General features: G+C 59.7%; 23 protein-coding genes. 12 read left to right on the plus strand and 11 right to left on the minus strand.

What is annotated here, in order from left to right:
- Window positions 1-102: 102 nt before the first annotated feature.
- Together nadD and ruvA are read right to left on the minus strand one after the other, a co-directional pair.
- On the minus strand, window positions 103-711 hold the full coding sequence (gene nadD / locus NW840_RS07315; protein ID WP_011432197.1) for a nicotinate-nucleotide adenylyltransferase: 609 nt from the start codon (window positions 709-711) through the stop codon (window positions 103-105).
- Complete coding sequence (gene ruvA / locus NW840_RS07320; RefSeq protein WP_414332040.1) at window positions 708-1,322, minus strand: Holliday junction branch migration protein RuvA; 615 nt, start codon at window positions 1,320-1,322, stop codon at window positions 708-710. The genes nadD and ruvA overlap by 4 nt, the downstream gene beginning before the upstream one ends.
- Window positions 1,323-1,679: 357 nt before the next feature.
- Here ruvA and NW840_RS07325 point away from each other — a divergent pair, with 357 nt between their 5' ends.
- The 3 genes from NW840_RS07325 (at window position 1,680) to lspA (ending at window position 3,463) form a co-directional block, all read left to right on the plus strand.
- Window positions 1,680-2,297 (plus strand): ABC transporter permease, encoded by a 618-nt coding sequence (locus NW840_RS07325; RefSeq protein ID WP_414343388.1) that lies wholly within the window; start codon window positions 1,680-1,682, stop codon window positions 2,295-2,297.
- Between the two features lie 156 nt (window positions 2,298-2,453).
- The gene (locus tag NW840_RS07330) at window positions 2,454-2,678 is read left to right on the plus strand and encodes a hypothetical protein (protein ID WP_148202686.1); all 225 of its coding nucleotides are present in this window, start codon (window positions 2,454-2,456) and stop codon (window positions 2,676-2,678) included.
- 260 nt (window positions 2,679-2,938) lie between these two features.
- Complete coding sequence (gene lspA, locus NW840_RS07335) at window positions 2,939-3,463, plus strand: signal peptidase II (RefSeq protein ID WP_414343389.1); 525 nt, start codon at window positions 2,939-2,941, stop codon at window positions 3,461-3,463.
- 89 nt (window positions 3,464-3,552) lie between these two features.
- On the opposite strand, the gene NW840_RS07340 is transcribed toward lspA, so the two are convergent.
- Complete coding sequence (locus NW840_RS07340) at window positions 3,553-4,650, minus strand: threonine aldolase family protein (protein WP_414343390.1); 1,098 nt, start codon at window positions 4,648-4,650, stop codon at window positions 3,553-3,555.
- Window positions 4,637-5,707, minus strand: a complete 1,071-nt coding sequence (gene cruF / locus NW840_RS07345) for a gamma-carotene 1'-hydroxylase CruF (RefSeq protein ID WP_414343391.1) — start codon at window positions 5,705-5,707, stop codon at window positions 4,637-4,639. The genes NW840_RS07340 and cruF overlap by 14 nt, the downstream gene beginning before the upstream one ends.
- 205 nt (window positions 5,708-5,912) lie before the next feature.
- Between cruF and NW840_RS07350 the strand changes: the two genes are divergently transcribed.
- Window positions 5,913-6,824, plus strand: coding sequence for a M23 family metallopeptidase (locus NW840_RS07350; RefSeq protein WP_414343392.1), 912 nt, complete (start codon window positions 5,913-5,915; stop codon window positions 6,822-6,824).
- 89 nt (window positions 6,825-6,913) lie between these two features.
- Here the strand turns inward: NW840_RS07350 and NW840_RS07355 are convergent, their stop codons facing one another.
- Window positions 6,914-7,579: a hypothetical protein gene (locus tag NW840_RS07355; protein WP_414332047.1), complete on the minus strand. Its 666-nt coding sequence runs from the start codon at window positions 7,577-7,579 to the stop codon at window positions 6,914-6,916.
- 257 nt (window positions 7,580-7,836) lie between these two features.
- Window positions 7,837-8,385 (minus strand): NUDIX hydrolase, encoded by a 549-nt coding sequence (locus tag NW840_RS07360; RefSeq protein WP_011432186.1) that lies wholly within the window; start codon window positions 8,383-8,385, stop codon window positions 7,837-7,839.
- A gap of 140 nt (window positions 8,386-8,525) precedes the next feature.
- Here NW840_RS07360 and trpE point away from each other — a divergent pair, with 140 nt between their 5' ends.
- The 4 genes from trpE (at window position 8,526) to NW840_RS07380 (ending at window position 13,233) form a co-directional block, all read left to right on the plus strand.
- Entirely contained in the window at window positions 8,526-10,046 is a 1,521-nt protein-coding gene (gene trpE, locus NW840_RS07365) for an anthranilate synthase component I (RefSeq protein ID WP_414343393.1), read from the plus strand.
- Window positions 10,047-10,049: 3 nt separating this feature from the next.
- Entirely contained in the window at window positions 10,050-10,880 is an 831-nt protein-coding gene (locus NW840_RS07370) for a phytanoyl-CoA dioxygenase family protein (protein ID WP_414343395.1), read from the plus strand.
- A 605-nt stretch (window positions 10,881-11,485) separates the two neighbouring features.
- On the plus strand, window positions 11,486-12,592 hold the full coding sequence (gene chlG, locus NW840_RS07375; RefSeq protein WP_414343396.1) for a chlorophyll synthase ChlG: 1,107 nt from the start codon (window positions 11,486-11,488) through the stop codon (window positions 12,590-12,592).
- A gap of 179 nt (window positions 12,593-12,771) precedes the next feature.
- A complete protein-coding gene (locus tag NW840_RS07380; RefSeq protein ID WP_414343398.1) occupies window positions 12,772-13,233 on the plus strand; it encodes a hypothetical protein in 462 nt (153 codons plus the stop codon).
- Window positions 13,234-13,617: 384 nt separating this feature from the next.
- Here NW840_RS07380 and NW840_RS07385 read toward each other — a convergent pair whose 3' ends face one another.
- The 4 genes from NW840_RS07385 to NW840_RS07400 all read right to left on the minus strand — a co-directional run bounded on the left by NW840_RS07385 (window position 13,618) and on the right by NW840_RS07400 (window position 17,605).
- The gene (locus tag NW840_RS07385) at window positions 13,618-15,006 is read right to left on the minus strand and encodes an MFS transporter (RefSeq protein ID WP_414343403.1); all 1,389 of its coding nucleotides are present in this window, start codon (window positions 15,004-15,006) and stop codon (window positions 13,618-13,620) included.
- Window positions 15,007-15,085: 79 nt separating this feature from the next.
- Complete coding sequence (locus tag NW840_RS07390) at window positions 15,086-15,826, minus strand: Uma2 family endonuclease (protein ID WP_011432178.1); 741 nt, start codon at window positions 15,824-15,826, stop codon at window positions 15,086-15,088.
- A gap of 40 nt (window positions 15,827-15,866) precedes the next feature.
- Window positions 15,867-17,252 carry an aspartate ammonia-lyase gene (locus NW840_RS07395; RefSeq protein ID WP_414343405.1) on the minus strand — a complete coding sequence of 462 codons (1,386 nt, stop codon included), beginning with the start codon at window positions 17,250-17,252 and terminating at the stop codon, window positions 15,867-15,869.
- Window positions 17,253-17,293: 41 nt separating this feature from the next.
- Window positions 17,294-17,605 carry a hypothetical protein gene (locus NW840_RS07400; RefSeq protein WP_011432176.1) on the minus strand — a complete coding sequence of 104 codons (312 nt, stop codon included), beginning with the start codon at window positions 17,603-17,605 and terminating at the stop codon, window positions 17,294-17,296.
- 259 nt (window positions 17,606-17,864) lie between these two features.
- Here NW840_RS07400 and infC point away from each other — a divergent pair, with 259 nt between their 5' ends.
- From infC to raf1, 4 genes are all read left to right on the plus strand, one after another.
- On the plus strand, window positions 17,865-18,422 hold the full coding sequence (gene infC / locus NW840_RS07405; protein ID WP_011432175.1) for a translation initiation factor IF-3: 558 nt from the start codon (window positions 17,865-17,867) through the stop codon (window positions 18,420-18,422).
- A gap of 15 nt (window positions 18,423-18,437) precedes the next feature.
- Complete coding sequence (gene bcp, locus NW840_RS07410; protein WP_011432174.1) at window positions 18,438-18,902, plus strand: thioredoxin-dependent thiol peroxidase; 465 nt, start codon at window positions 18,438-18,440, stop codon at window positions 18,900-18,902.
- A gap of 126 nt (window positions 18,903-19,028) precedes the next feature.
- Window positions 19,029-20,975 carry a serine/threonine-protein kinase gene (locus tag NW840_RS07415; protein ID WP_414343399.1) on the plus strand — a complete coding sequence of 649 codons (1,947 nt, stop codon included), beginning with the start codon at window positions 19,029-19,031 and terminating at the stop codon, window positions 20,973-20,975.
- A 164-nt stretch (window positions 20,976-21,139) separates the two neighbouring features.
- The gene (raf1, locus tag NW840_RS07420; RefSeq protein WP_414343401.1) at window positions 21,140-22,243 is read left to right on the plus strand and encodes a RuBisCO accumulation factor 1; all 1,104 of its coding nucleotides are present in this window, start codon (window positions 21,140-21,142) and stop codon (window positions 22,241-22,243) included.
- 86 nt (window positions 22,244-22,329) lie between these two features.
- Here raf1 and proB read toward each other — a convergent pair whose 3' ends face one another.
- On the minus strand, window positions 22,330-23,445 hold the full coding sequence (gene proB / locus NW840_RS07425; RefSeq protein WP_041436197.1) for a glutamate 5-kinase: 1,116 nt from the start codon (window positions 23,443-23,445) through the stop codon (window positions 22,330-22,332).
- Window positions 23,446-23,588 lie beyond the last annotated feature (143 nt).

Here is a 23,588-nt window from a genome sequence, read left to right on the forward strand (position 1 = left end):
GGAGGAGGGCTTTCCTCTCGACACCAAGCCTGCGGCTATGGTGCGGGCCTCCAGCCCGAAAATTTGGTGATTCTAGAGGGGGGATCCGCCCCCTTTTTTCCTTTAGGGCTGCAGATAGAGGCGGTGCTGACGGATATAGTGCTCCACAGCAGGGGGCACCAGGTAGCGGATAGACCCTCCCTTTTGGATTTGCTGTCGCAGGTAGGTGGAAGAGAGCGTCAGGGTAGGGGCTTCCAGGATTTGGGCTTGGATGGGCAGCTTTGCGGCCACCGCCTGCAGCACCTGGGCGGCATCGCCGGCATCCACCCGTGGGGCAACAATCCAATGGCAGAGGCGGGCCAGTTCTTCCGCTTGATACCACTGGGGCAGGTCCCGCAGAGCATCCACGCCGATGATCCAGTACCACTGGGTATTGGGTTGCTCCTGGATGAGGGTGCGCAGTGTCTCGATGGTGTAGGAGCGCCCCGAACGGCGGATCTCCAGCTCTGAGCAGGCGAAGCGCTCGTGGTCGGCAATGGCCAACTTGACCATGGCCAGGCGGTCGGCTTTGCTGGCGCCAGGGGCCAGAGGCTTGTGGGGGGGATCCCCGGCGGGCATCCACAGCACCTGATCCAGGTCAAACTGCCAAAGAGCTTGTTCTGCCATGATCAAGTGGCCATGGTGCACAGGGTTGAAGGTTCCGCCCAGAATGGCAATGCGGCGGTGCTTCATGGCTGCTGGCTCAGGTAGGTGATGGCATCCCGCAGCCAATCTTCTGTTGGGCGGCGGTGGGTGGGCAGAGCTTGCAGGGCAGCTTGAATTTCCTGAGCACTGTAGCCCAGGGCCAGCAAGGCCATTTCCACCTCTTCTCGGATGGGCATGGGCGGCCCTCCGGCCAAGGGTTGATCCGCAACTCCCACCCCCTGTCGCCAGTGGGCCAGCTTGGTTTTCAGCTCCAGGGCCAGCCGTTGGGCCGTTTTATGGCCTACCCCCGGCGTGAGGGAGAGCAGGCGCACGTTTTCGGTCACCACCGCCTGCACCAGCTCCGGCAGGCTGAAGGTATTCAGCAGGGCCAAGCCCAAAGCCGGCCCCACCCCCGAGACTTTGATGAGTTCCACAAACAAATCGCGCTCGGCTGGCGAGCCAAACCCGTACAACACCAGCTCAGTCTCTCGCACCACCAAATGGGTGAACACCCGGACGGGCTCCCCCACTGCGGGCAGTTGCTTGAGAAAACGTCCTGGGGCCTTGACGCGATAGCCGATCCCCTGCACCTCAACAGTGAGGCTACTGCGCTCTCCCCATTCGATGGCCACAAGGTGGCCGCTTAAAAACGCGATCATGCTGCGAGTTTAATCTGGGTTTGGGATGCTCTGCTCGACTGGAGCTCCAAAGTCGGCCAAGCAATCTAAAGTCCTTGCCAAAGGCTGCTTCCCTACAAGGCTATTTCACAGACCATTTCTCTACCTGTAGACTGTTCCCCATCCAGCTCTGTATTCTCCCTCATCCATGCCGATTCGCCCTTTTCCCATCGGCCAATGGCTTTGGATCCTGTTCTCGCTGGGGGTGCTGCTCTTTCTCCATCTTCCTCTGCTGGTGATCGTCCTTTACGCCTTTAGCCCCGATGAGGCGACTTTGCGCTTCCCTTTGCCGGGGCTGACCTGGCATTGGTTTGCCGTGGCCTGGGGGCGGGCAGATATTTGGCGGGCCTTGTTTTTGTCTTTGCGGGTGGCTGTGCTGGCTACCCTACCGGAGTGGCGGTGGTGCTGGGATCCCTGGCGGCAGCAGCAGTCTATCGCAGCCGATTTTTTGGCCGCGAGACGATCTCGTTTTTGGTGTTGCTGCCCATCGCCTTGCCGGGCATTGTCTCCGGGATCGCCTTGCGCTCGGCGATCCATTTGCTGCATATCCCTTTCAGCTTTTGGACAATTGTTATCGGCCATGCCACCTTTTGTCTGGTGGTGGTGTACAACAACGTGCTGGCGCGGTTTCGCCGCATGGGACGCTCTCAACTGGAGGCTTCTGCCGACTTGGGGGCCAACCCCCTGCAAACCTTTCGGTACATCCTTCTGCCCGAACTGGCCTCGGCCCTATTGGCGGGATCCCTGCTGGCGTTTGCCCTGTCTTTCGATGAAATCATCGTCACCACCTTCACCGCCGGCCAGCAGCAAACCCTGCCGATCTGGGTGTTCAGCCAGCTCACCAAGCCTCGGCAGCGCCCGGTGATCAGCGTGGTGGCTCTGGGGGTGATCGGCCTGACGGTGCTCCCCATTTGGCTGACCCATCATTGGACTCAAGAGAAAACCACGACTCGCTGATGGCTCTTTCCAACCTCAGGCAAGGTTTGCACTTGGAGGGATCCCTAAGTATTGGCCGGAGTCGCTGTAACAGCAAGGAAACGCTGGCCCTGGTTGATCGCAGAGCCCTTGTGAGAAAATGTAACAAGCATTTCATTTGTGAAAATTGAGGTATCTATGGCTGTCACTCGTGCCGGACGCGCCCCTCTCGTGCGGGGCAGCAGCGAGGGAAATCCTGCCAAGTTCATGGAAATGGCCAGCGCTTTGCTCAACACCCGCACCCGCCAAGGCAGCGGCAAAAAGGTTCAGGATCGCTCTTCCTACGGCAAGGCGGGCAATCCGCAAGAGTTTATGCAGATGGCCAGTGAATTGCGCCGCTCCCTGGAGCAGCAGGGTCGGTAGCCAATCCTGTCCACCCCCAGGGGATCCCCGTCCAGTTGCCTAAGCTGGACGGTTTTCTTGCTGCTCCTCTCAAGCCAGAGGCGGCCAATCGCTTCTGAGGCCACTCACCGGTGTTGGATCCCGTTACAGGCCCAACTTCGAGTCCAGAGCTCCGCCCTTGAGCTTCTGTGCAATGAGCCGGCAGAAGAGCAGCATGTCAGGATGGGAAAAGTGCTCATCGGGGTGCTCTTGCCGGTGGACGTGATTGAGGCCAAGACGACATGAAAAACAAAGGCTTTTGGCTGGCCGGGATCCTGGGGGTGATCTTGGATCAGGCGACCAAGCGCTGGGCAGTGGAACGGCTGCTGCCGGGGCCAGAGATTGAGCTGTGGCCAGGGGTGTTTCACCTCACCTACGTGGAGAATACCGGCGCTGCTTGGAGCCTGTTTGAAGATTCGGCAGAGCTCTTGAAGTGGATCTCGTTGGGGGTGGCGCTGGCGTTGGCGCTGCTGGCCATCCGCGGCGGGATCCTGGGCCGATGGGAACAGGCCGGCTATGGCTTGGTGTGGGCAGGAGCGGTGGGGAACGGCATCGACCGCTTCGTCAACGGCTATGTCGTGGACTTTTTCAATTTGATCTGGATTCGCTTTCCGGTATTCAACGTGGCGGATGTGGCCATCAACCTTGGGGTGGCCTGTCTGCTGATTGGTTTGCTACAGGACAACTCGAAGAAAACGGGATCGACTTCCGCCTCGCCCTGCCTGGAGAAAAAGCCCGGTCGCGACAGCACCCACTTTAAGGATTGACGAGCCGATGAACAGCCTTCAGGGATCCCTTGGGATGCTCAGGCCTTTGGCCAGGGGGATCCCTGGTCAGCTTGAAGGACTCCGTCCGCCTATTGCAAACGGCTGGCTTGCTGAGCCACCTGGCAGAGGCGCTCGACATCTGCGGGCAAAGTGTTAAAAGCCGTCACCAGGCGGATTAAGTGGTGACCTTCCCCCAGCCAACGGTAAAACCGAAACCCCGCTCCCTCTAGGGCCTGGAGAACCGGCTCCGGCAGCTCGATAAAAACCTCATTGGCCTCGGTAGGATACACCAACTTGGCTCCCGGCAGGGATCCCAGTCCCTGCGCCAACCGTTGGGCCATTGCGTTGGCATGGCGGGCATTGCGCAGCCACACCCCATCCTGGAGATAGGCCTGCAATTGGGCAGACAAAAAGCGCATCTTCGAGAGCAGATGGCCACTGCGCTTGCGGCGAAACTCAAAATCGCCCACCTGATTTGGATGAAAAAACACCACCGCTTCCGCAGCCCAGGCTCCATTTTTGGTGGCCCCAAAGGACAGCACATCCACCCCCGCTTTCCAGGTCATCTCGGCAGGGGTGCAACCCAAACCGACCAAGGCATTGGCAAAGCGGGCCCCATCCATATGCACCTTAAGGCCAAAGTGATGGGCCAAATCCGCCAGGGATCCAAGCTGCTCCAAGGAGTAGAGGGTGCCGGCCTCAGTGGCTTGCGTCAGGCTGAGGCAGGCAGGCTGCACGTGATGAACCACCCCAAACCCCGCCCGCTCCAGGGCTGCTTTTAAGTTGCCCCAGTCGATACGGCCTTGTTCCCCTGGGATCCCCACCAACTTGGCCCCACCTGTAAACAGCTCTGGCGCTCCACATTCGTCCAGATTGATGTGGGCCTCGGGATGGCAATAAATCGCCCCGTAGGGCGGGGTGAGCACCGAAAGGGCCAGGGCATTGGCAGCAGATCCTGTTGCCACCGGAAACACCGCCACTTCATGCTCGAAGATCTCGGCAAACAGCCTTTGCACCTGCGCTGTGCATTCGTCCCCTCCATAGGGCATGGCGGATCCCTTGAGGGCCAACAGGGCTTCCATCACCTCAGGACAGGCGCCTGTGACATTGTCGCTGCAGAAGTTCATGGCCTGGACAACTGGGGGATCTCGCCGAGGAAAGGTTAGGGCCAGTTTATTTCGCGCCAACCCAACCGGGATCCTCCAAAGTATCCCAGGCTTGACCTGCCTCTCCCTCAACCGTTTGCAATAGCGGGACAGAGTCCTTTTGGGGATGGGAAGGCGGCTCAGGCTGGTCGCGATAGCGGGACGGAGTCCTTTCGCAATAGCGGGATGGGGTCTTTGCACTCCACCACAACCCCAAAGCGGGCCCCAACCCCAACAACAGGCCCAGCCCCGCCGGCGCAACAATGCCGGAGCCCAGGCTCATCAACAGGGCAAAAGCAAAATTAGCTACATAGAGCACCAGCGGCCCCACCAACTGGCGGCGGTCAAGGATGGGTTGATCCTCGCCCCACAGCAGATTGGCCACCGTCATGAAGGCAGCCCCAGTCAGCATCCAACCCCCGAAGTTTTGCAGCGGCATACCGAAGAAGGGCCCCGGCTGAAACCACGTCCAAAACGGGATCAAGCCGCGGGTCATGGCCGGATCCAGCACGAAGTCCCAGGCGGTGAGCAGCAGGGCCCCCAACATGATGGCCTCGAAGTGGATCAACCAGTGGCGCTGGGTTTGCAGAGCCACACGCGCCAACAAATAGGACGACAACCCCACATAAAACCAAGACAGAGGGATGGTAAAAGGCACCAACCCGGCAATCTTATAGCCCAGCCCACTCAGGTAGCCATAGTTGCCAAAGGGGATCCCAGTGCTGGTACCCAACAGCTCACTGCCCAAGGAAATGCCCACCGCCGGGATCAAAAACATCAATAGGCGCCGCACCCCCAACAGCCGGGATCCCATCAGAGCTGCCGCCAGCGCACCGAACACCATGTAGGCCACGCCGCCATTGCCCATGCTCAAGGAGAAAGCTTGAATGCCAATGGGGGGCAAACTGGCCACCCACTCAGGATGGGGTACAACCCAGAGCAACCCTGCCAACCCAAAAAGCAAAGACAGAATGTGCAAACCCAGAGCTAAGGCCTCCAGCCGCTGCCAAATCGAGCCAGACAGGGGCAGAACACTTCGCCCAACAGAAGACTGGAAAGGCAGGCTGACGAGAACACCAGAGGACGAGAACCAACGCATGAGAAACTCCCGAAGAGTGGTTAAGCGAAGCCGCTCTGTCTCCTTGCAACCCATACGGCGGCTGAGGGAAAAAGCGGATGGCCCCAAGAGAGAGCCTAAAGCCAAGAACAAGCCCGCTTGCTTGCAGGCCGGCCTACTTGGGATGGCCCTCTGGGCAGGGATGTCACCACCGCTAACGGTGACACTGCTGATATTTTGCTGTCTATTGTATCAATTCGTAAACATATCGCCCGTTTTTCCTCAGGTCTCCTCCCCGTCTTCGCCGCAGGGATCCCTGGTGGGGGTTTACGCCCAGTTGGCTCGTGCTGTGGAGCGCCAGGACTGGCTTCAGGCCCTGCAGCTGGTGGATCTGTTGCAGCAGCACACGGAAGATCCCGCCCAGCGTCAGGATCTGGAAGACTATCGGCTGGAGCTGGAAAAATATCGTTCTGCTTATGGGGATCCGCCGCCGCCCCAGTGGCCGTTTTTGCACAAGCCCTTTGTTGGGGAATTTCCCGTCACCAACCTCTTCGACCATGACTTGCCTTTGGGGGAGAGGGATGGCAACAGACGGTTTGTGAGTGGGCAAGGCCAAGTTTGGATCCCTGGCCCGCTGCACCCGTGTGGCAAAAGCGATGGCCATGCCGGTTATGACTGGGAGATGCCGGTGGGAACCCCGATTTTGGCTGCTGCCGCAGGACGGGTCACCTTGGCCCGCGAGGAGCCGGAGTTTTTTTGCCCCAGCTTGGGCCGACCGGTCAGGGGGTTGCGGGTGCGCCTTTTGCACGAGCCAGAATTCTCCGATGGGGAGAGAGCAGACAGAAGAACCCTTCCCCGCTGGGAAACCCTCTACGCCCACCTCAGCCAAGTTGGGGTGCAGGAGGGGCAAGTGGTGGCCCCAGGAGAAATCATCGGCCTATCGGGAGATAGCGGCTGTGCCAGCGGGCCCCATCTTCATTTCGAGGTACGTCGCTTCGACAACACCAACTCGGGCCAACCGGCTGCCGTCGATCCCTACGGGTGGTTTGGGTCTGGCCTGGATCCCTGGAGTATTCACCCCCTTGGGGCCGAAAGCCTGTTCCTTTGGCAGGTGGGACAAGCCCCCAGCTTGGGAGCTTGCTGGCAAGGGCAGCGATAGCCGAGACGGACATCCGCTCCGCGCGAGACCTCGCTGACAAAGATGGATATTGACAGGCAGATTCACAACAGTCACAACAGATGATGGACTTATAGATCTCGACGGACAAAGCCATCCCCCTCCCATTGGTAGAGGGTAGCCCTCAAGTCACGGCTGGCACCGGGCGGGCTTGAGATGACCAGGATCCCTTGCGGGCTGACCCGCAGGCTGGCATTGCTCAGATCCGTCACGCTCAGCAGTGGCACAAGTCCCTCAGGCCGGTGTTCCAAGACCAAGACAGAGCGCAGCAGGCTGATGCCCCCTCGCTCGGTGAGGAGCACCAACTTGGGCTGTGGGCTGGAGGTAATGTCCGTGCGCAGGTGAGCCTCCACCAACCGTCCTGGGATCGGCTCAGCTGTGTGGAGTAGACGAAAGCTATACCCCCCCTGGTGCTCGAAGCTGAGAACGCGCACCACCGGCTCCACGGTGGGCTGCCGCTGAATCTGAAACACGGCCACCACATCCTGGCGAGATGGGGAAGTTAGGCTGGCCGGGAACAGGCGCAGGTTTTCACCGCGATTGCCGCGAATAAAATCCCACCAAATGGATTGATTGAATAAAGCCACAACCCCACCTCGAGCAGCGCCGCCCTCAGAAGGAACCGGCAGCAGCGGAAGCACAGGCTGGGGATAGGCAGGAACAGCAGCAACCGGTAGAGTGGCAGCCAAGGCCGCTCCCCAGGCTATTCGACCACAGGAACACAACAGCTTCCGCATATTTCCTCACTCCTCGCCCCTAAAATTCTAAAGGACTCCAAGGTTCTCCCAGTCAACCAAACAGCCGGGATACAGGGATCCCTTTTATGTCGAACGCAACCTCGATCTCACCTTGATCTCGCCTGGCAATGGGCTACCAAGTTAGGGTGAAAAGCCTGGAGCTTCCTCTGTAGCCAACAAAGTCGGCTTGGAACGACGCCCCGCCAATTGGAAAGGGATCCCCCAGGAGCAAGGGGCAGCCCCCCCGACGGAGGGCTCTATTTTTCGGCAGCCAAAAACAATTGGGCCCGCCAAAAGCAGGCAATGGACTTGCTGTCCAAATCCATTCCCAAACGGGCCATTTCTGTAAGCTCAGAAGCAGAAAACTCCACTACGGTAATATCTTCATCCTCATCCTTATCGGGAGGGGAATCCAGCACTTCCAGCTCCCGCGCCAGATAGGCGTACATAATCTCGCTGGAATAGCCGGGGCACAAATAAAATTGGCCAAGGGGATCCCAGCGATGGGCACGCAGGCCCGTTTCTTCTTCCAGCTCGCGGCGAATGGTGTCATCGGGATGCTCCCCTGGCTCGACTGTGCCTGCCGGAAATTCATAAAGGTAGGAGGCAACCGCAAAGCGATATTGACGAATGCAGACGAACTTGCCTGCTGCAGTTACAGGCACGGCCACCACCCCCCCGGGATGGATGAGGTACTCCCGCTCCCCCTCTTTGCCGTTGGGAAAACGCAAACGCTGGCTGACGAAGGTGTATTTGTGGCCTTGATAGCGGAGGCGCTCACGAATCACCTGAGATGGGTTTTGCATGGCAAGGGATCCCGAGAGTAGAGCCGCTCTCAGCTTAATGGTTTTCGGCGCTGTTGCAACCGGGCAATCCAGAGGGATCCACACGCCCTTGGGATCCCGTGTCTGGGGTAGAGTCAGGAAAAGCACAAAAGTTGCAGGCCATGATTTACCCTCCCTTGAAGGAGTTTCTTGCCCTCACCAAGCAGGGCAACTTTATCCCGGTGTACCAGGAATGGGTGGCGGATTTGGAAACGCCGGTTTCTGCCTGGTATCGGGTTTGTGCTGGCCAGCCCTACAACTTTCTCCTGGAGTCGGTGGAGGGGGGGGAACAGGTGGCCCGCTACAGCTTCTTGGGCTGCGATCCCCTGTGGGTTTTGGAAATACGCGGGGATCAGGCGCTACAGCGATACCGCGATGGCCGACAGGAGCACCACCAAGGGGATCCCTTCGCAATTTTGGCCCGCTGCTTGCAGCCCTATGAGCCGGTGCATTTGCCGGAATTGCCCAGCAGCATCGGCGGCCTGTTTGGCTACTGGGGCTACGAGCTGATTCGCTGGATTGAGCCCAAGGTGCCCATCCACCCCCTGCAGCCGGGGGATCCCCCTGATGCCGTTTTGATGCAGGTGGACAGCATTTTGCTCTTTGACCAGGTGAAGCGCAAGATCTGGGTGGTGGCCTTCGCCGATACCCGTCACCACGCTGCCGAGGAAGCCTATGCCCAAGCCTGCCGGCGGGTGGAAAAGCTGATGCAGCAGCTCAGCGCTCCTCTTTCCCTGGCCCATCTGCACCTCAACTGGAAGCCCCACCTGTCGGAAAGGACTCCGTCCCGCTGGCGCGAACAAATCCCCCCCAGCACCCTGAGCCGCCCAGCCTACTGCCAAGCGGTGGAACGGGCTAAGGACTACATCCGCGCCGGAGATATCTTCCAGGTGGTGCTCTCGCAGCGGTTTACCGTCTCCCTTGCCGGGGATCCCTTTTGCCTCTACCGCTCGTTGCGGCTGATTAACCCTTCCCCTTATATGGCGTTTTTGCAGTTTGGGAATCTCTGCCTCATCGGCTCCAGCCCAGAGGTGATGGTCAAACTCAGCCGGGTGGGAGAAGACCGCATCGCCACCGTGCGCCCCATTGCCGGCACCCGCCCCCGTGGCACCACCCCTCAGGAAGACCGGCAGTTAGAGCAAGAGCTGTTGGCAGATCCGAAAGAACGGGCCGAACATGTGATGTTGGTGGATCTGGCCCGCAACGACCTGGGACGGGTCTGCCAACTGGGATCTGTGCAGGTGGATGACCTGATGCAGATCGAGCGCTACAGCCATGTGATGCACATTGTCAGCAACGTGGTGGGGCGGCTGGATCCCCAGTACAGCGCCTGGGATCTGCTGCGGGCCACCTTCCCTGCCGGCACTGTTACCGGCGCCCCCAAAATCCGCGCCATGCAGATTATTCATGAGCTGGAAGGATGCCGCCGCGGGCCCTATGCCGGCGCCTATGGCTACTACGACTTTTCTGGCCAACTGAACACCGCCATCACCATCCGCACTCTGCTGGTTCATCAGGGCCAGGTGAGCTTGCAGGCCGGGGCAGGTATTGTAGCCGACTCGGATCCGGAGCGGGAATATCAAGAATGTCTGAACAAAGCGCGGGGCATGTTAATGGCTGTGGCCAGTTTGCAGGAGACCTAGCCGATGTTGGCCCAGTTGCGCTTCAGCCCTGCGGTTCGCGTCAGCGGGACGGAGTCCTTACAGGAGCTCCAGCAGCCGGATCCAGAGACCGTAGAGCAGGCTTTTGAACTGTTTTCCACAGAGGGCTATCTGGTGTTGCCGGAGATCTTTCCCCCCGAGCTCATCGACAAGTTGCACAGCAGCTTTCTGGCCACCTACAGCCGCTACTGCACCCACGAGCACCACGCCGATGCCCTGTTAGTGGGCAATAGACGGGTGATGGTAACGGTTCGCCTGGAGGGCCCCTTCAACGATCCCCTCATCTATGCCCATCCTCTGATCTTGCCCATCCTGAAGCGGATTTTGGGGCCAGAGTTGATCTTGAGCGGGCTGGGGGCGGTGGTCTCTCTGCCGGGATCCGCCGATCAACAAGTTCACCGGGATCTGTCTCATCTGTTTGGCGACGAGACCTTGGATGCGATCATTCCTTGCTATGCCCTGAATTTGCTCATTCCTCTGGTGGATGTCAACGAAGAGAACGGCATGACCCGTCTCTGGCCCGGCAGCCATGCGGTCTTCGATGCCCACTATACCGAGCTGGCCCAGCAGATGCCCTTTGTCGATCCGCCCCTGGCCAAGGGATCCTGCCTCCTGTTCGACTACCGCCTGATTCACCTGGGTCGGGCCAATCGCTCGCCCGCTCCCCGTCCTCTTCTCTACAACACCTACAGCCGCGCTTGGTTTCGGGATCCTGTCAACTACACTCAGCAACCTCCCCTGGTGATCCCGGCCCAAGAGAAAGAGCGGATCCCAGCCGAGCATCAGCGCCTATTCGTGACGGCACAGATTGTGTAGATGGCCCGGAACTGCGAGCTGACCGAAAACTCGGCGGCTCAGGCCCCGGCATTTATGCCTAGGGATAAGCTACCGTCTCCTGATAGGATGTGAGTATCGCTCCACCCATTTATAGAATTTATAGAAAGGTGCAGTGCTGAAGGTGAAGTAGAAGTATCTGGGGTGTTTCCACATCCCAGTAGCTGGTGCGTTCGCCTTGGCGGCGCGAAGCGCTTTGGCGTCCCCCACGGTGCTGCGGTATAAGCCACATGCTCGGTGTAGCTCAGTCAGTGGGAGTTGTTTTGCTGGCTGAGAACGGATCCTCTGGCTTTAGCCGTGGGGAGAACGTCAACCTCTCCTCTTGTTTGAGGAATCCGGTCAGCTAGACCGCCGAGAAGCGACGCCCTCTATGTATCAGCATGAGGGTCAGGATGAAAGGCGGAAACCCTTGCTATGGTAAACACAGAGCGGTGGGGCATCCCGTTCTTAAAGCTCAGGAAATGTCCTTAACAGGAGTCACTGAGAAGCTTGTACTCTATGCATCAGCATGAGTGCGGGAGTATGTCACGATGTCTCAGAATGGGGGTGGTTATCCCCGTTATTGCAGTTTGATTGCGCATCCCACCATGAGCGAAAAGATCCCCCAAGATCCCTCCTCGTCGGAAATGGCGGCTGAGATGGCCTTTGCTGCAGAGCCCAGTTTAGAGGAGGTAGGAGCTACTGCGGAAGAAACCACCCCAGACTCGGATCCCGGCAAGGGATCCCCTGGCACCGGCGGGTCGAATGCGCAGCGTGTCCGTCAACTGCTGGGCATGAAAGGAGCAGAGGTGGAGTCTCGCTCCATTTGGCAGTTGCACTTGCAACTGATGAAGCCTGTCACCTGGATCCCTTTGGTGTGGGGCCTGATTCCGGGGGCGGCATCTTCCGGTCACTTCACCTGGACTTGGGAGAATGTGGCTCTCATTTTGGTGGGCATGATTCTGGCGGGCCCCCTGATGACGGGCTATACCCAAACGGTGAACGAATACTACGACCGCGAGATCGACGCCATCAACGAGCCCTACCGCCCGATCCCTTCGGGGGCCATCTCTCTGCAGCGGGTGGTTATCCAGATCTGGGTGCTGCTGATCTTGGGGTTGGGCTTGGCCTACGCTCTGGACTGGTACACGGGCCATGACTTCCCGGTGATCACCTGCATTGCGCTGGCAGGAGCCCTGATTGCCTACATCTACTCGGCGCCGCCCCTGAAGCTCAAGCGCAACGGCTGGCTGGGCAACTACGCCCTGGGCGCCAGCTACATCGCCCTGCCCTGGTGGACAGGTCACGCCTTGTTTGGCGAGCTGAACTGGACGGTCTGCATCCTGACGCTGATCTACAGCTTGGCCGGGCTGGGGATTGCTGTGGTCAACGATTTCAAAAGCATCGAGGGGGATAGGCAGTTTGGCTTGGCCTCTTTGCCGGTGATGTTTGGGGCGATGGGGGCCGCTTGGATCTCGGTGCTGATGATCGACCTGTTCCAGTTCGGCATGGCCTCGTTTTTGCTGGGGGCGGGCCTAAAACTTTACGCGGCCCTTTTGGTGCTGCTGATCATCCCGCAAATAACCTTCCAAGATATGTACCTGCTGCGGGATCCTTTGAACAACGATGTGAAATACCAAGCCAGCGCGCAGCCCTTTTTGGTGTTGGGCATGTTGGTGGTCGGGCTGGCGTTGGGCCGCTCGGGGCTGTGGTAGTCGAGCCGACGGCAAAGTGCCCATCTTGGCAACAGAGGTGACGGCTTCCGCCCTGGGTTCGGCCCGACATCTGGGCCAAGATCAAGATCAAGTTAAGTTGAGCCAGGGATCCATCCCCTGCAAGGATCGTTGGCGGATCCCTGGAAGCTGTTATGGCCCTGGGCCAAAGGAGATATCCAATGAAGCTGTTGTTTCCCCTCCAACTCGGCCTAAGCCTGGCTTTGCTCTTGGGGCCGCTGGCCGTCTCTCCCGCCCAAGCGCAGCGGATCGTCATCGACGGGCGGGGGATCGTGGTAGAACCCAGCACAGGTGGCTCGGTGATCCTCAATCCCGACCAGCCGGTCTTTTCTCCAATCTTGCCCTCTGCAGTTCCTTTTTCCATCGATGAAGAAGGCAAGATCGTCTCTGCCCCTGGCTACCGCTGCAGTGCGGCTACTGCTGCCGACAACTCCCCCATCATCTGTCGCTCCCAGTTCAACCGCAACGACGTGGTAGTGTATGAGCGGGACGGCCAATCCAACACCTTCCTTGTGAACATCGACAACACGGTGACCCGGCCCTCCGGCAGTGGGCTGCGGATTGTGCCCAACCCTGAACCGGCGACTCCCTCGGGTAGCGGCCTGCGCATCATCCTAGACTGAGGGCAGGGATCCCTTCACCTCTTGTCCAGTTGCAACCGCAGCATTTGCTCTGCATCCTAGAGAGGTTTGGCGAAGAAATAGCCCTGGCCATACTCGCAGTTCAACAGCCTCATTGGTGCAGTCGCTGTAGGGTTTCGATCCCCTCGGCAGTGACATCCATTCCCAGGCTGCGGGCCAAGGTGATGATCAGGCAATGGTCTCGGCATTTTCTTCATTCGGCCCCCAGCGCGAGATGAAGGAGTGATCGATTTTCAGGCCATTTTTTCAGGCCATTGATGAGGTAATCCTGCAGGCCCCTGAGAGAGGAGTAGCCTGGGCCGAAGATCAAAACCCCCGAATTGCGCCAGTTGCTCTGCCGCTAGAAACCGTAGCCTATTTTGCGGTCTAAGGAGATCTTTCGGTGCTGGGGTGGTATTGTTGCCGTCTTTCTTCCAATTCCATCAGGATCTGCTGATGACGCTGCCGGGTGATTGGGTAGAACCACACCAGCAAGATCCCGCCGATCAAAGCCACTCCCGGTAAGGGGCCAATGGCAACGCGAATGGCCAACAAAGCCGATTCCGGCTGGAGGGGCAGGGCCTCTCCGGCCACCGAAGGCACAAAGCCGGCCCAATCCAGAGCTTGCCCCACGAAAAACAGCCCCAGTGCCAAGCCCACCTTTTGTAAGAAGACCATAAAAGCGTAGAAGATCCCCTCCCGCCGCTCCCCGGTTTGTAGTTCATCCAGATCGATCACATCCGGCAACATGGACCAAGGGCCGAGATAGGCCGTAGCAGAAACCCCAATGCCGGCCAACAGAGCCAGCCCAATCATGATCCCTTGCTGGCCGGGCTGGAGGAAAAACAGGCCCGCCTGCGAGATCAGCCAAAACCCCGCCCCAATGAGGTACATGGTGCGCTTGTCCAGATGGGTGCTCAGTTGGGTCCAACCGAACAGCGTCAGCACTGCGATCCCCTGTACCGCCAGTACCACCAAGGAAATCCACACCTCCGGCAGGCCCATCCAGAAGACGATGAAATAAGGGATGATTGTGGCTGTGAACTGAAACGCTAGCCAAGAACACAGGTAGATGCCGCTGACAAACAGGTAGGGGCGGTTGCTGAAGGCCACCCGCAGTTGTTGAACCAGGGGCATGGGATCCCGTTGGGATGGATACCGTTCTCGCACCCCCCAAAAACAGATCAGCAAGGGCACAGCCGAGATCACTCCAAAACAGGCTCCGGCCAGCAGATGGCCGGCAGCCCGATCCGGCAGCAGGTTGACCAAAAGCGGAAAGGTAACCACCGCAACCATGCTGCCCCCTACAGAGAAGGCAAAGCGGAATTGGTTGAGCTGGGTGCGCTCGTCGTAATCCTGGGTCAGCTCCGCTGTCAGGGAGGCGTAGGGAATATTGGCCGCAGAGTAGAAGGTATTGAACAAGAGCGACACCGCCAGGTAGTAGGCAAACAGGGGGCCAATCCGACCGGGAAAAGGGATCCACCACTGGGCCAGGAACGTGAGGCCAAAGGGGAGGGCTGCAAACAGCAGCCAGGGGCGGCGACGGCCCCAACGGGTGCGGGTGCGGTCGCTGAGAATGCCGATGATGGGATCGTTGATGGCATCCCAAAAGCGAGTGATGGCGTAGATGCTGCCGGCTAGGCCTGCCGACATGCCAACGGTATTGGTGAGAAAGGGCAGCAGGAAAAAGATGAGGATGTTGGCCGTCATGCCTGTGCCCAGATCCCCCACCCCATAGGCCAGCTTCGTCCACAAACTGAGTCGCTGTCTGGTCATCATGTCCCCCTGGAATGCCAGGATTCCAGTGTAGGGGGTAGGTGGAGATTTCTTTTTTGGGGATCCCTGGAAAAGCTGATCAAAATTCAGGGTCTTCTCCCAGTTCCCGTAGCCGCTGGGCCAGTCGTTCGGCTCGGGAGCGTTCCAATTCAGCCCGCTGCCGTTCCAATTCAGCCCGTTGCCGTTCCAATTCAGCCCGCTGCCGTTCTAGTTCAGCTCCCGTAGGCAACAATTGCCCTGCCCTATCATACCAGCGCACCCAAAAGCGTTCTCGCCCCTCGTAGGATCCCCACCACCGACCGATACTCAAGTCCAAATCGGGCAACAGAATTGGGGGATGTTCTCCAGCGCCTGAGCCGGGGAGCAGCTCATAGTGTCCGCCCTGGAGTTGATAAACATTCAGCTCATCGGTCTCTAGCTCGAAGGTGACGTAGTAGGGGATCCGCAGCCGCCTTTCGTAGAGCTGGAATTTGGCTTGTCCGGGTTTTTCTTCCCCCTGGTCGTTGCAGATGATCTCCAAGATGAGAATAGGCAAGATATTCCCTTCATCCCAAACCACATAACTTTTGCGGGCAGTGCCATCCCGCCAACGGGGAACCCCCAGCACCAGAAACAAATCTGGAACAATGACCTGCCGGGGTAGGGCGTAGTAAAGGCCCATATTGCAAGCCACAAAAAAGTCTTGCCGATCTGACCAGTGCAGCAGCAGCGGTTCCCGGAGGAGGGGGTATTGGCGGCCTTGATCCTCGTTGTCCAAGGGGGTGTCGTCTGTATCGGGCAAGTCGTGCTGGGTGGGCCAGCGATAGGGGGCGATGGTCATGGCCGGGCAGGAGCAGTATGCCTCCACTGTAGCGAATGGGTTAGGACTGCATTTGGCTCATCGCCTCCAGATCCAGCACCTTGGCCACCTGTTCCGGGGTCATCAAGTTGCGCTCTAAGACAATCTGCCGAATGGACTGGCCGGTTTCCAAAGAAGCCTTGGCCACTTCTGCAGCTTGCAAATAGCCGATGTAGGGGTTGAGGGCGGTCACCAAAGCCAGCGTCCCTTCTGCGTAGCTACGGCAGCGCTCCGGTTTGGGGGTGATGCCTTGAATACAGCGCTCGGCAAAGACCCGCAGGCTGCTGTTCAGAATCTGCAGGCTGTGCAGGAGGTCATAGGCAATCAGGGGCATCATCACGTTCAGCTCAAATTGCCCCGCTTGGGCTGCGAGGGTGATGGCGGTATCCAGCCCGATCACCTGGAAACAGACCATGTTCAACATCTCGGCTATCACCGGGTTGTACTTGCCAGGCATGATGGAAGAGCCGGGCTGCACCGGCGGCAGTTGGATCTCCTTGAGGCCAGTCTTGGGGCCAGAATCCATCAGCCGCAGGTCGTTGGCCAGCTTGATGCCATCTTGGGCCAGGTTGCGCAGGGATCCCGACAGATGCACAAAGGGGGCCATGCTCTGCATCGCCGCCATGGGGTGGGGAGCAGGGGTGAGGGGCAACTGGGTATACTCTGCCAGCCGTTGCACCACCCGCTGCCGATACTGGGGATGGGTGTTGAGGCCGGTGCCGACGGCGCTTCCCCCCAGCCCCAAGCTGCACAGGGCCTGGCTGGCCTCCTCAATCCAGCGACGGTGTTGGGCAAAGATGGCCGCGTAGGCGCCGAAGCTATCCCCCAGCCGCACCGGCACCGCATCCTGCAAATGGGTGCGACCGGCCTTGAGGATGCCGCGAAACTCTTGGGCCTTCTGCTCCAGCGCCGCTACCAAATTGTCCAGCGTGCCCAGAAAATCCCGTCGCACCCGCAGCAGGGCAGCCAGGCGAATGGCGGTGGGGATGACATCGTTGGTGGACTGGCCGTAGTTGACATGGTCGTTGGGGCTGACCCGCTCGTAGCGGCCCTTGGGCTCCCCCAGGATCTCCAGAGCGCGGTTGGCCAACACTTCGTTGACATTCATGTGGTGGGAGGTGCCCGCCCCCGCCTGGTACACATCCACCACAAACTGATCCCGCAGGGATCCCTGGAGGATCTCATCCGCCGCTTGGACAATCGCCTTGGCCACCTCTGCCGGAATGCACCCCAGCTCGCCGTTGACCTCCGCCGCCGCCTTTTTAATCAGCACGCAGGCCTCCACATACTCTGGCAGGGGCTTGAGGCCGCTGATGGGGAAGTTCTCCAGGGCACGGGCGGTCTGGATGCCGTAGTAAACCGACTGGGGTAGTTGCCGCTCCCCCATTGAGTCTCGTTCGCTGCGCACCTCAGCCAAGGCTTTTCCTCCCCCGTTCGCGGATCCTTGGGCTAGCTTCCGGCAGCCTTCTCTGAGGGTGTCTCGACGGCTGCAGATAAGTTTTGTAAAGTAGCCTGCAACTGCTGGCTGAGGCGCTCGTTGTTCTCTGCCAAGACCAACACCATGGCCGCACAGGCCAGATGCACTCCCGCTCGAAATTCTGCCGAAGACTTGTACTGGATCAGCGCTTCGCTATCCCCTTCCCGCGGGCTGAGGATGAGCTGAACCGACTTTTGGGCCAACTCTGTCAGTTCCCGTTCCGTTAAACCGAGCTGCACCGCTTCTGCCCTCCCTGCTGGCCGACAAACAACCTTTGATCCCATCAGGATCGCCACTTTGGTATCCTACCGCGGTTGTTGCCCCAATCTGGCAGGATCCCCAAGTGAGCGGGCCTTGACAACGCTTGACGGCTCTAGAAAGAGACGGAAAATGCCGGTTAGTATAGGTGCAGCCTGCCTTGGCCTGCGGGCCAGTGGCCGACTTTGATTGGAGAGTCCAAACTCAGGGTTCGGCACTGCTCCGAAGGGGGCTAGTCCTACTTAGCATTTGTCTTGTGTTGTTATTTCGTTGAGAGAGGAAAACTTGACCGTAGAGCGTCCACCTGACCGCTTCCCCCGCAAGCAGCGCGCAGAGCTGCCGGCTATCAACGAGCGCATCCGCTTCCCCAAAATCCGCCTTATCGATACCGACGGCACTCAGTTGGGGATCATGAGCCCGCGCGAAGCCCTGCGCCTGGCAGAAGAAAAAGATCTGGACTTGGTCTTGGTGAGCGAAAAGGCCGATCCGCCCGTCTGCCGCATCATGGACTACGGCAAGTTCAAGTTTGAGAAGGAGAAGAAAGAACGGGAGGCCCGCAAGAAGCAACACACTGCCGAGATCAAGGAAGTGAAGTTTCGCTACAACATCGGCGAGCACGACTACAACGTGCGCCTGCGCAGCGCCCAACAGTTCTTGGGGGATGGAGACAAGGTGAAAGCCACGGTGATGTTCCGCGGTCGTGAGGCCCAGCACGCCGAGTTGGGGGAAGAATTGCTGCACCGCTTGTTCAAAGACTTACAAGAAGTGGCGGAAATGCAGCAGCCCCCCCAAAAGGAAGGGCGAAACATCACGATGATTCTCTCTCCCAAAAAATCGGTCTGAGGAGGGATCCCACCCATGCCCCTTGCCGTTGGGGATCCGGCTCCGGAGTTCACCCTGCCCGATGCCGAGGGCAATCCCATCAGCTTGAGCCAGTTGCGGGGACAGCGGGTGGTGCTCTATTTTTACCCGCGGGACAACACCCCCGGCTGCACCCAAGAAGCCTGCGGCTTTCGGGATGCCTACGCTGACTATCAAGCCCACGGCATCGCCATCTTGGGGGTGAGCGCCGACGATGCCCGTTCCCACCAAAAATTTGCCCAGAAGCTGCAACTGCCCTTCCCCCTGTTGGTGGATGAGGGGGCCAAGGTGGCCAGGGCTTACGGGGTCTATGGGCCGAAAAAGTTCATGGGCAAAGAGTACAACGGCATTCACCGCACCACTTTTGTTATTGATCCGGAGGGGAAGATCGAGGCCGTTATCACCAAGGTCAAGGTGGAAACCCACGCAGCGGAGCTGCTCAAGCAGTTGACCGGCTCTTAGGCTTTCCGGTGGGAGTTCGGCAGACCTGCTGCTGGGCTCGTTGTTCTGGAACCTGAGCCAAGACGGGAACGAAAAGAGCAAAAAAAGATGTAAAGTGCCGGTATTGATTCCTCGTGGGCTAGGGCCGTGTCCCGACGCAGCCGTACCCTCAAGTCGATTCACGACAGCTACCAAATGTTGGGTTTGGCCGGCCAAGGGCAGTACGGGCGTGTATTCTGTGCCCGTCCCCGTCAAGGAGGAGACCTGGTGGCCCTGAAGGAGCTGCCGGCGGAACGCTTTCCCACCCAAAATCTGCTGCGGGAGCTGCGCCATCTGCTCACCCTCAACCACCCCAACATTACCCGCTGCTACGCCCTCGAACATGCCCGCGAAGGTCGCTACCTGGTGTTGGAGTACTGCGAGGGAGGCACGCTGCGGGAGCTGATCGACCAGGTGGAGCAAGGGCTGTGGCTGCCGGTCAAGCAGGTTTTGGGCTTTGTGGATCAGATTTTGGCCGGGTTAGATCATGCCCACCGGCAGGGGGTGATCCACTGCGATGTCAAGCCCGAGAACATCCTGCTCAAGCCCACGCCCCAGGGCTGGCAACTGAAGCTGACAGACTTTGGCATTGCCCGCCACTCCCAGCCTCTTCCCGATGAGATCAGCGCCACCGGATCCCCTGCCTACATGGCCCCGGAGCGGTTTTATGGCCAGTTCAGTCCCGCTTCCGATCTCTACGCGGTGGGGATCATCCTGCTGGAGCTGTTGACAGGCCGGCGGCCTTTTTCCGGATCCCCCGGCCAGTTGATGCACGCCCACCTCAACCAGCCGTTTGTCTGTCCCGAAGGGATCCCTGCCCCGCTGCGGGAGGTGCTGGAGATAGCCCTACGCAAGTTGCCCTTGCGGCGGTTCCGCACTGCTGCCCAAATGCGGTCGGCTTTGGCGGTGGTTGCCCAAGAGTGGCAAGAGCCGGCCAGTTGTTGGGTTGGCCCTCGCCTGCCCAGATGGCCGCCCCCTGGGGTACAGGTTTGGGATCTGCCGGATCTGGGCTCTGTTGACACTGGCGGGATGGGGTTCCTGGCCGAGCAAAAGTTCTGCATCTGCGAGGATCCCAGCGGCTCCAGATCCCCGCTGCTGTTGCGGGTGACCCCCCAGAGGCTGGAATGGCTGGAGCTCCAGAACCTTGCCCTGGGATCCCCTGCTTTGGCCCGTTTTTCCCTGGACGAGCCAATTTGGGCGGTGCTGCCCTTGAACACCTTCCCGGAAGCCCTGGCCTTCTCCCGAAGCAGCCTTTTGCACCTCAGCCCCAGCCGCATCCGCACCTTGCTCAGCTTTGAGGAGGATTGGCAGGCCACCTGGCTGGCAGAGCGACAGGAGCTGGTCTGGGCCACCGCCCAAGAGTTGGGGGCCGTACAATGGCAGCCGGCCACGTCGACAGGAACACAGCCTTTCCCCGATTCCCGCTGCTATTTTCGTTGGCCTTGGCAGGGATCCCTGTCCCGCTTGCTGGCCCTCTCGGAGCATCTGGTTTTGTTGACAGGTGTGGGGCAGCAGTGGGTGGAGATGAGCCTCTTGCCCTATCCCCAAAGACTCGGTCCTGCTGTCGCGACTGGTTTGCCTCTGCAGACGGGATCCCAGCCCGTTCGCCATCGCCTGCCCTTGGATCCCGAAGGGATGGTGATCAGCCTGGGGGAACGGTTGCTCTTCGCGGCAACAGATGGGGGCAAGGAAGGCCAGCAGGATTTCTGCCCCTATCTCCACTCGGTGCAGGTGAATCCGCTGCGGGTGCGCCGCTGGTTCTTGAAAGGGCAACCTGTCCAGATGGCCAAGGCCCCTTGGGGCGTGCTGCTGCTGTGTCGAGATGGGGAACAATCCACTTCCCTCTGGCTGTACAGTGAAAAAGGGGATCCCTTGGCCCAAGTAGCTGTGCCTAACGGCTCACAGGTGTTGCAGGTGGGCCAGAGGGGCAAGATTTGGCTGCAAGTGCCCAAAGCAGAAAAGCCCCCCCAGTTCCAGCTTTGGCAATTGGATCTGAACCGCTTGCCGGTGAGCGGACAGCCTTCCCAGGTGATGCTGTGCGACCCAGCGATCTAGAGTTTCGCCAAGGACTCCGTCCCGCTGTCGCGACCGGACTCGGCCAGAACCGCTATCAGCCCTAAGATCAAGTTTGAAGATCAAGTTTGGCCAGATGCCCGGCCAGCTCTGCTGGGCTGTGGACCAGGGGAGTGGTGATCTGTCCAGCCTGTTGGAGAACAAGCATGAGTCAGTATCTGCCGGAACCTGCTGCTGTGGAGGAGGATCCCAGCTTGTTGGTAGAGCGGCTGCGCCGCAAAGAGGGCCGGTGGCTGGATTGGGCCAAGGCCTGTCAAGCTTTGCAACGACAGAAAATGACTCCCCAGGCCATCTTCGAGGCAACCGGGTTTGAGCCCATTCACCAAAACCAGATCCTTGTTGCGGCCCAGGTTTACGAAGGGATGGCCAAAGCAGGAGCCAGCCCAGAAGTTCTGGGGCATTTTGCCCATAAAGGCAGCGATATCCTCTACGAGTTGCGCATTCTCTCTCCACAGGATCGGGTTCGGGTGGCGGAATTTATCTTCAGTCGCCATTTGAATGCCGCTGATGCTCATGAGATCGCCCGCGCCGTGAAAAATTATGCCCAGCTCCAACAGCTTCCGGAAGGGTTTACGGATCACCCCGGCGATGCGGTGGCCTATCAAGCCTGGCGGACGGCCCAGCAAACCCGCGATCTGCAGGAGCGAACTCGGGCTATCGGTCGAGCGTTTCAGTATGTCCACAGTGATACAGCCCGCCGACAGGTGGAGCAGCTCTTGTCCACGATTGCCACCAGCTCCCGCCCCCAACGCAGCGTTTTGCCCAAGCTGTCGGTGTTTCGCCTGGAAGAAGATCTGCCGCGACTGCTGCCGGTGGCCGGATCCCTGCCTCTTGCAACTGCCGCCTGGGAAGGGATCCCCCCCAGCGAGCCGCAAGGGCCCTTTGGCTGGGTCAACAGCCCGGCGGAGCAGACTTGGATGGCCTTGCCTGCTTGGCCGGTGATTCAAAAGGCCGGGGATCCGGTGATCCTTCAGGTGGAAAACCGGCTTTTGGGATCCCTGTTGGGTTTGCCGGTGCCTGCCGGTGAAGAACAGGATCCGGTTTTGCTGGTGGTCGATCGCGCCGCTCGGGTTTGGGAGGGAGCTCAGATGGCGGGATTTTTCCTGGTGGATCGGGCCGGATCCCTGGCGGTGGAGTGGATAGAAGACTCGCCCTCCTCTCCGCTGTTGGGCCAGGTGCTGATGGCCGTGCGCCCCCCGCGGGTTTTCGATGAGGTGCTGGCTCAGGATCCCTGGCAGTTGGAAGAATAGGCGTTGGGATCCCGCCGTTGTAGCCATTCGTGCTAGTGGTGCAGAGCACCGCGCCTGGACTCGCCCCCATGGCCTCACCCATGGCCTCAATTGAGCAAGGCCAAGTTATCCCGGTGGACGGCAGTATCAACCCCTTCGTAGCCCAGGATGCGGGGAATCTCGGCGGTTTTTTTGCCCTTAATCTGCCGCAGCTCCTCGGCGCTGTAGTTCACCAGGCCCCGCGCCACCTCCTGGCCGCTGGGATCGCACAGGCGCACGGCAGCCCCCGCCTCAAACTCCCCAGAAATGGCTGTGATCCCTGCCGGCAACAGCGAGCGCCCTTGCTCGCACACCGCTCGTACCGCCCCCTCATCCAAAGTCAAAGATCCCTCGGGGATGAGGCCGTAGGCAATCCATCGCTTGCGGGCGCTGGCGGGCTGAGGAGCCGGATCAAAGCGGGTGCCGATGGCCTCGCCGGCCAGAATTGCCGGGATCTGCTCAGGCCGTTTGCCATTGGTGATCACCACCGTTACCCCTGCAGCTGTAGCAATTTGAGCAGCGGTCAGTTTGGTGGCCATGCCGCCGGTGCCCCAGCCGCTTTTCCCCTGGGCTTCGGCCTTCACCTGTAGCGGGATCCCGGGCAACACCCGCTCAATGGGCTGGGCAGAGGGATCTCGGTTGGGGTCAGCCGAATAGAGCTTGTCCACATCGGTGAGCAGGATAAGCCACTTGGCCTGCACCATGCTGGCCACTAACGCCGAAAGCGAGTCGTTATCGCCGAATTTCAGCTCCTCCACTGCCACCGTGTCGTTTTCATTGACGATGGGAATAACCCCCATCTGCAGCAGTTGGGCAAAAGTGCGATTGGCGTTCACGTAGCGGCTGCGCTCCACCAGATCGCCGCGGGTGAGCAGCACTTGGGCAATTGGCTGGTTCAGAGCCGAGAAGAGGTCATCGTAAAGGCGGATCAACCGCCCCTGTCCCACCGCAGCCACCGCCTGCTTCTCGGCAATAGCCGTCGGTCGTTGCCGCCAGCCAAGGCGAGCACAGCCCACCCCCACCGCCCCAGAGGAGACCAAGATCACCGCATACCCCTGCCTGCGCAGGTGGGTCAGCACCTCCACCAGCGGCCCCAACACCGAAAGACGCAACAAGCCGGTCTGAGTATCTGTCAGGCTGGAGGTGCCGATCTTCACCACCACCGTCACGTCTGTTGTTGCCATCGCCGCTCTCAACCCATCCTCCCACCCCTCTATTCACCATAGCGCCACCATAGCGGAGTCAAGACGCAGCTGTATTGACCAAAAGGCGCGGCAAGCCCCGTCCTTCAGGGCAGGGAAGGATAGCGCCGACCGTAGCCGACGCC

The sequence above is a fragment of the Synechococcus sp. R5-13 genome, from assembly GCF_047462015.1.
In the GTDB taxonomy this organism is placed as follows: domain Bacteria; phylum Cyanobacteriota; class Cyanobacteriia; order Thermostichales; family Thermostichaceae; genus Thermostichus.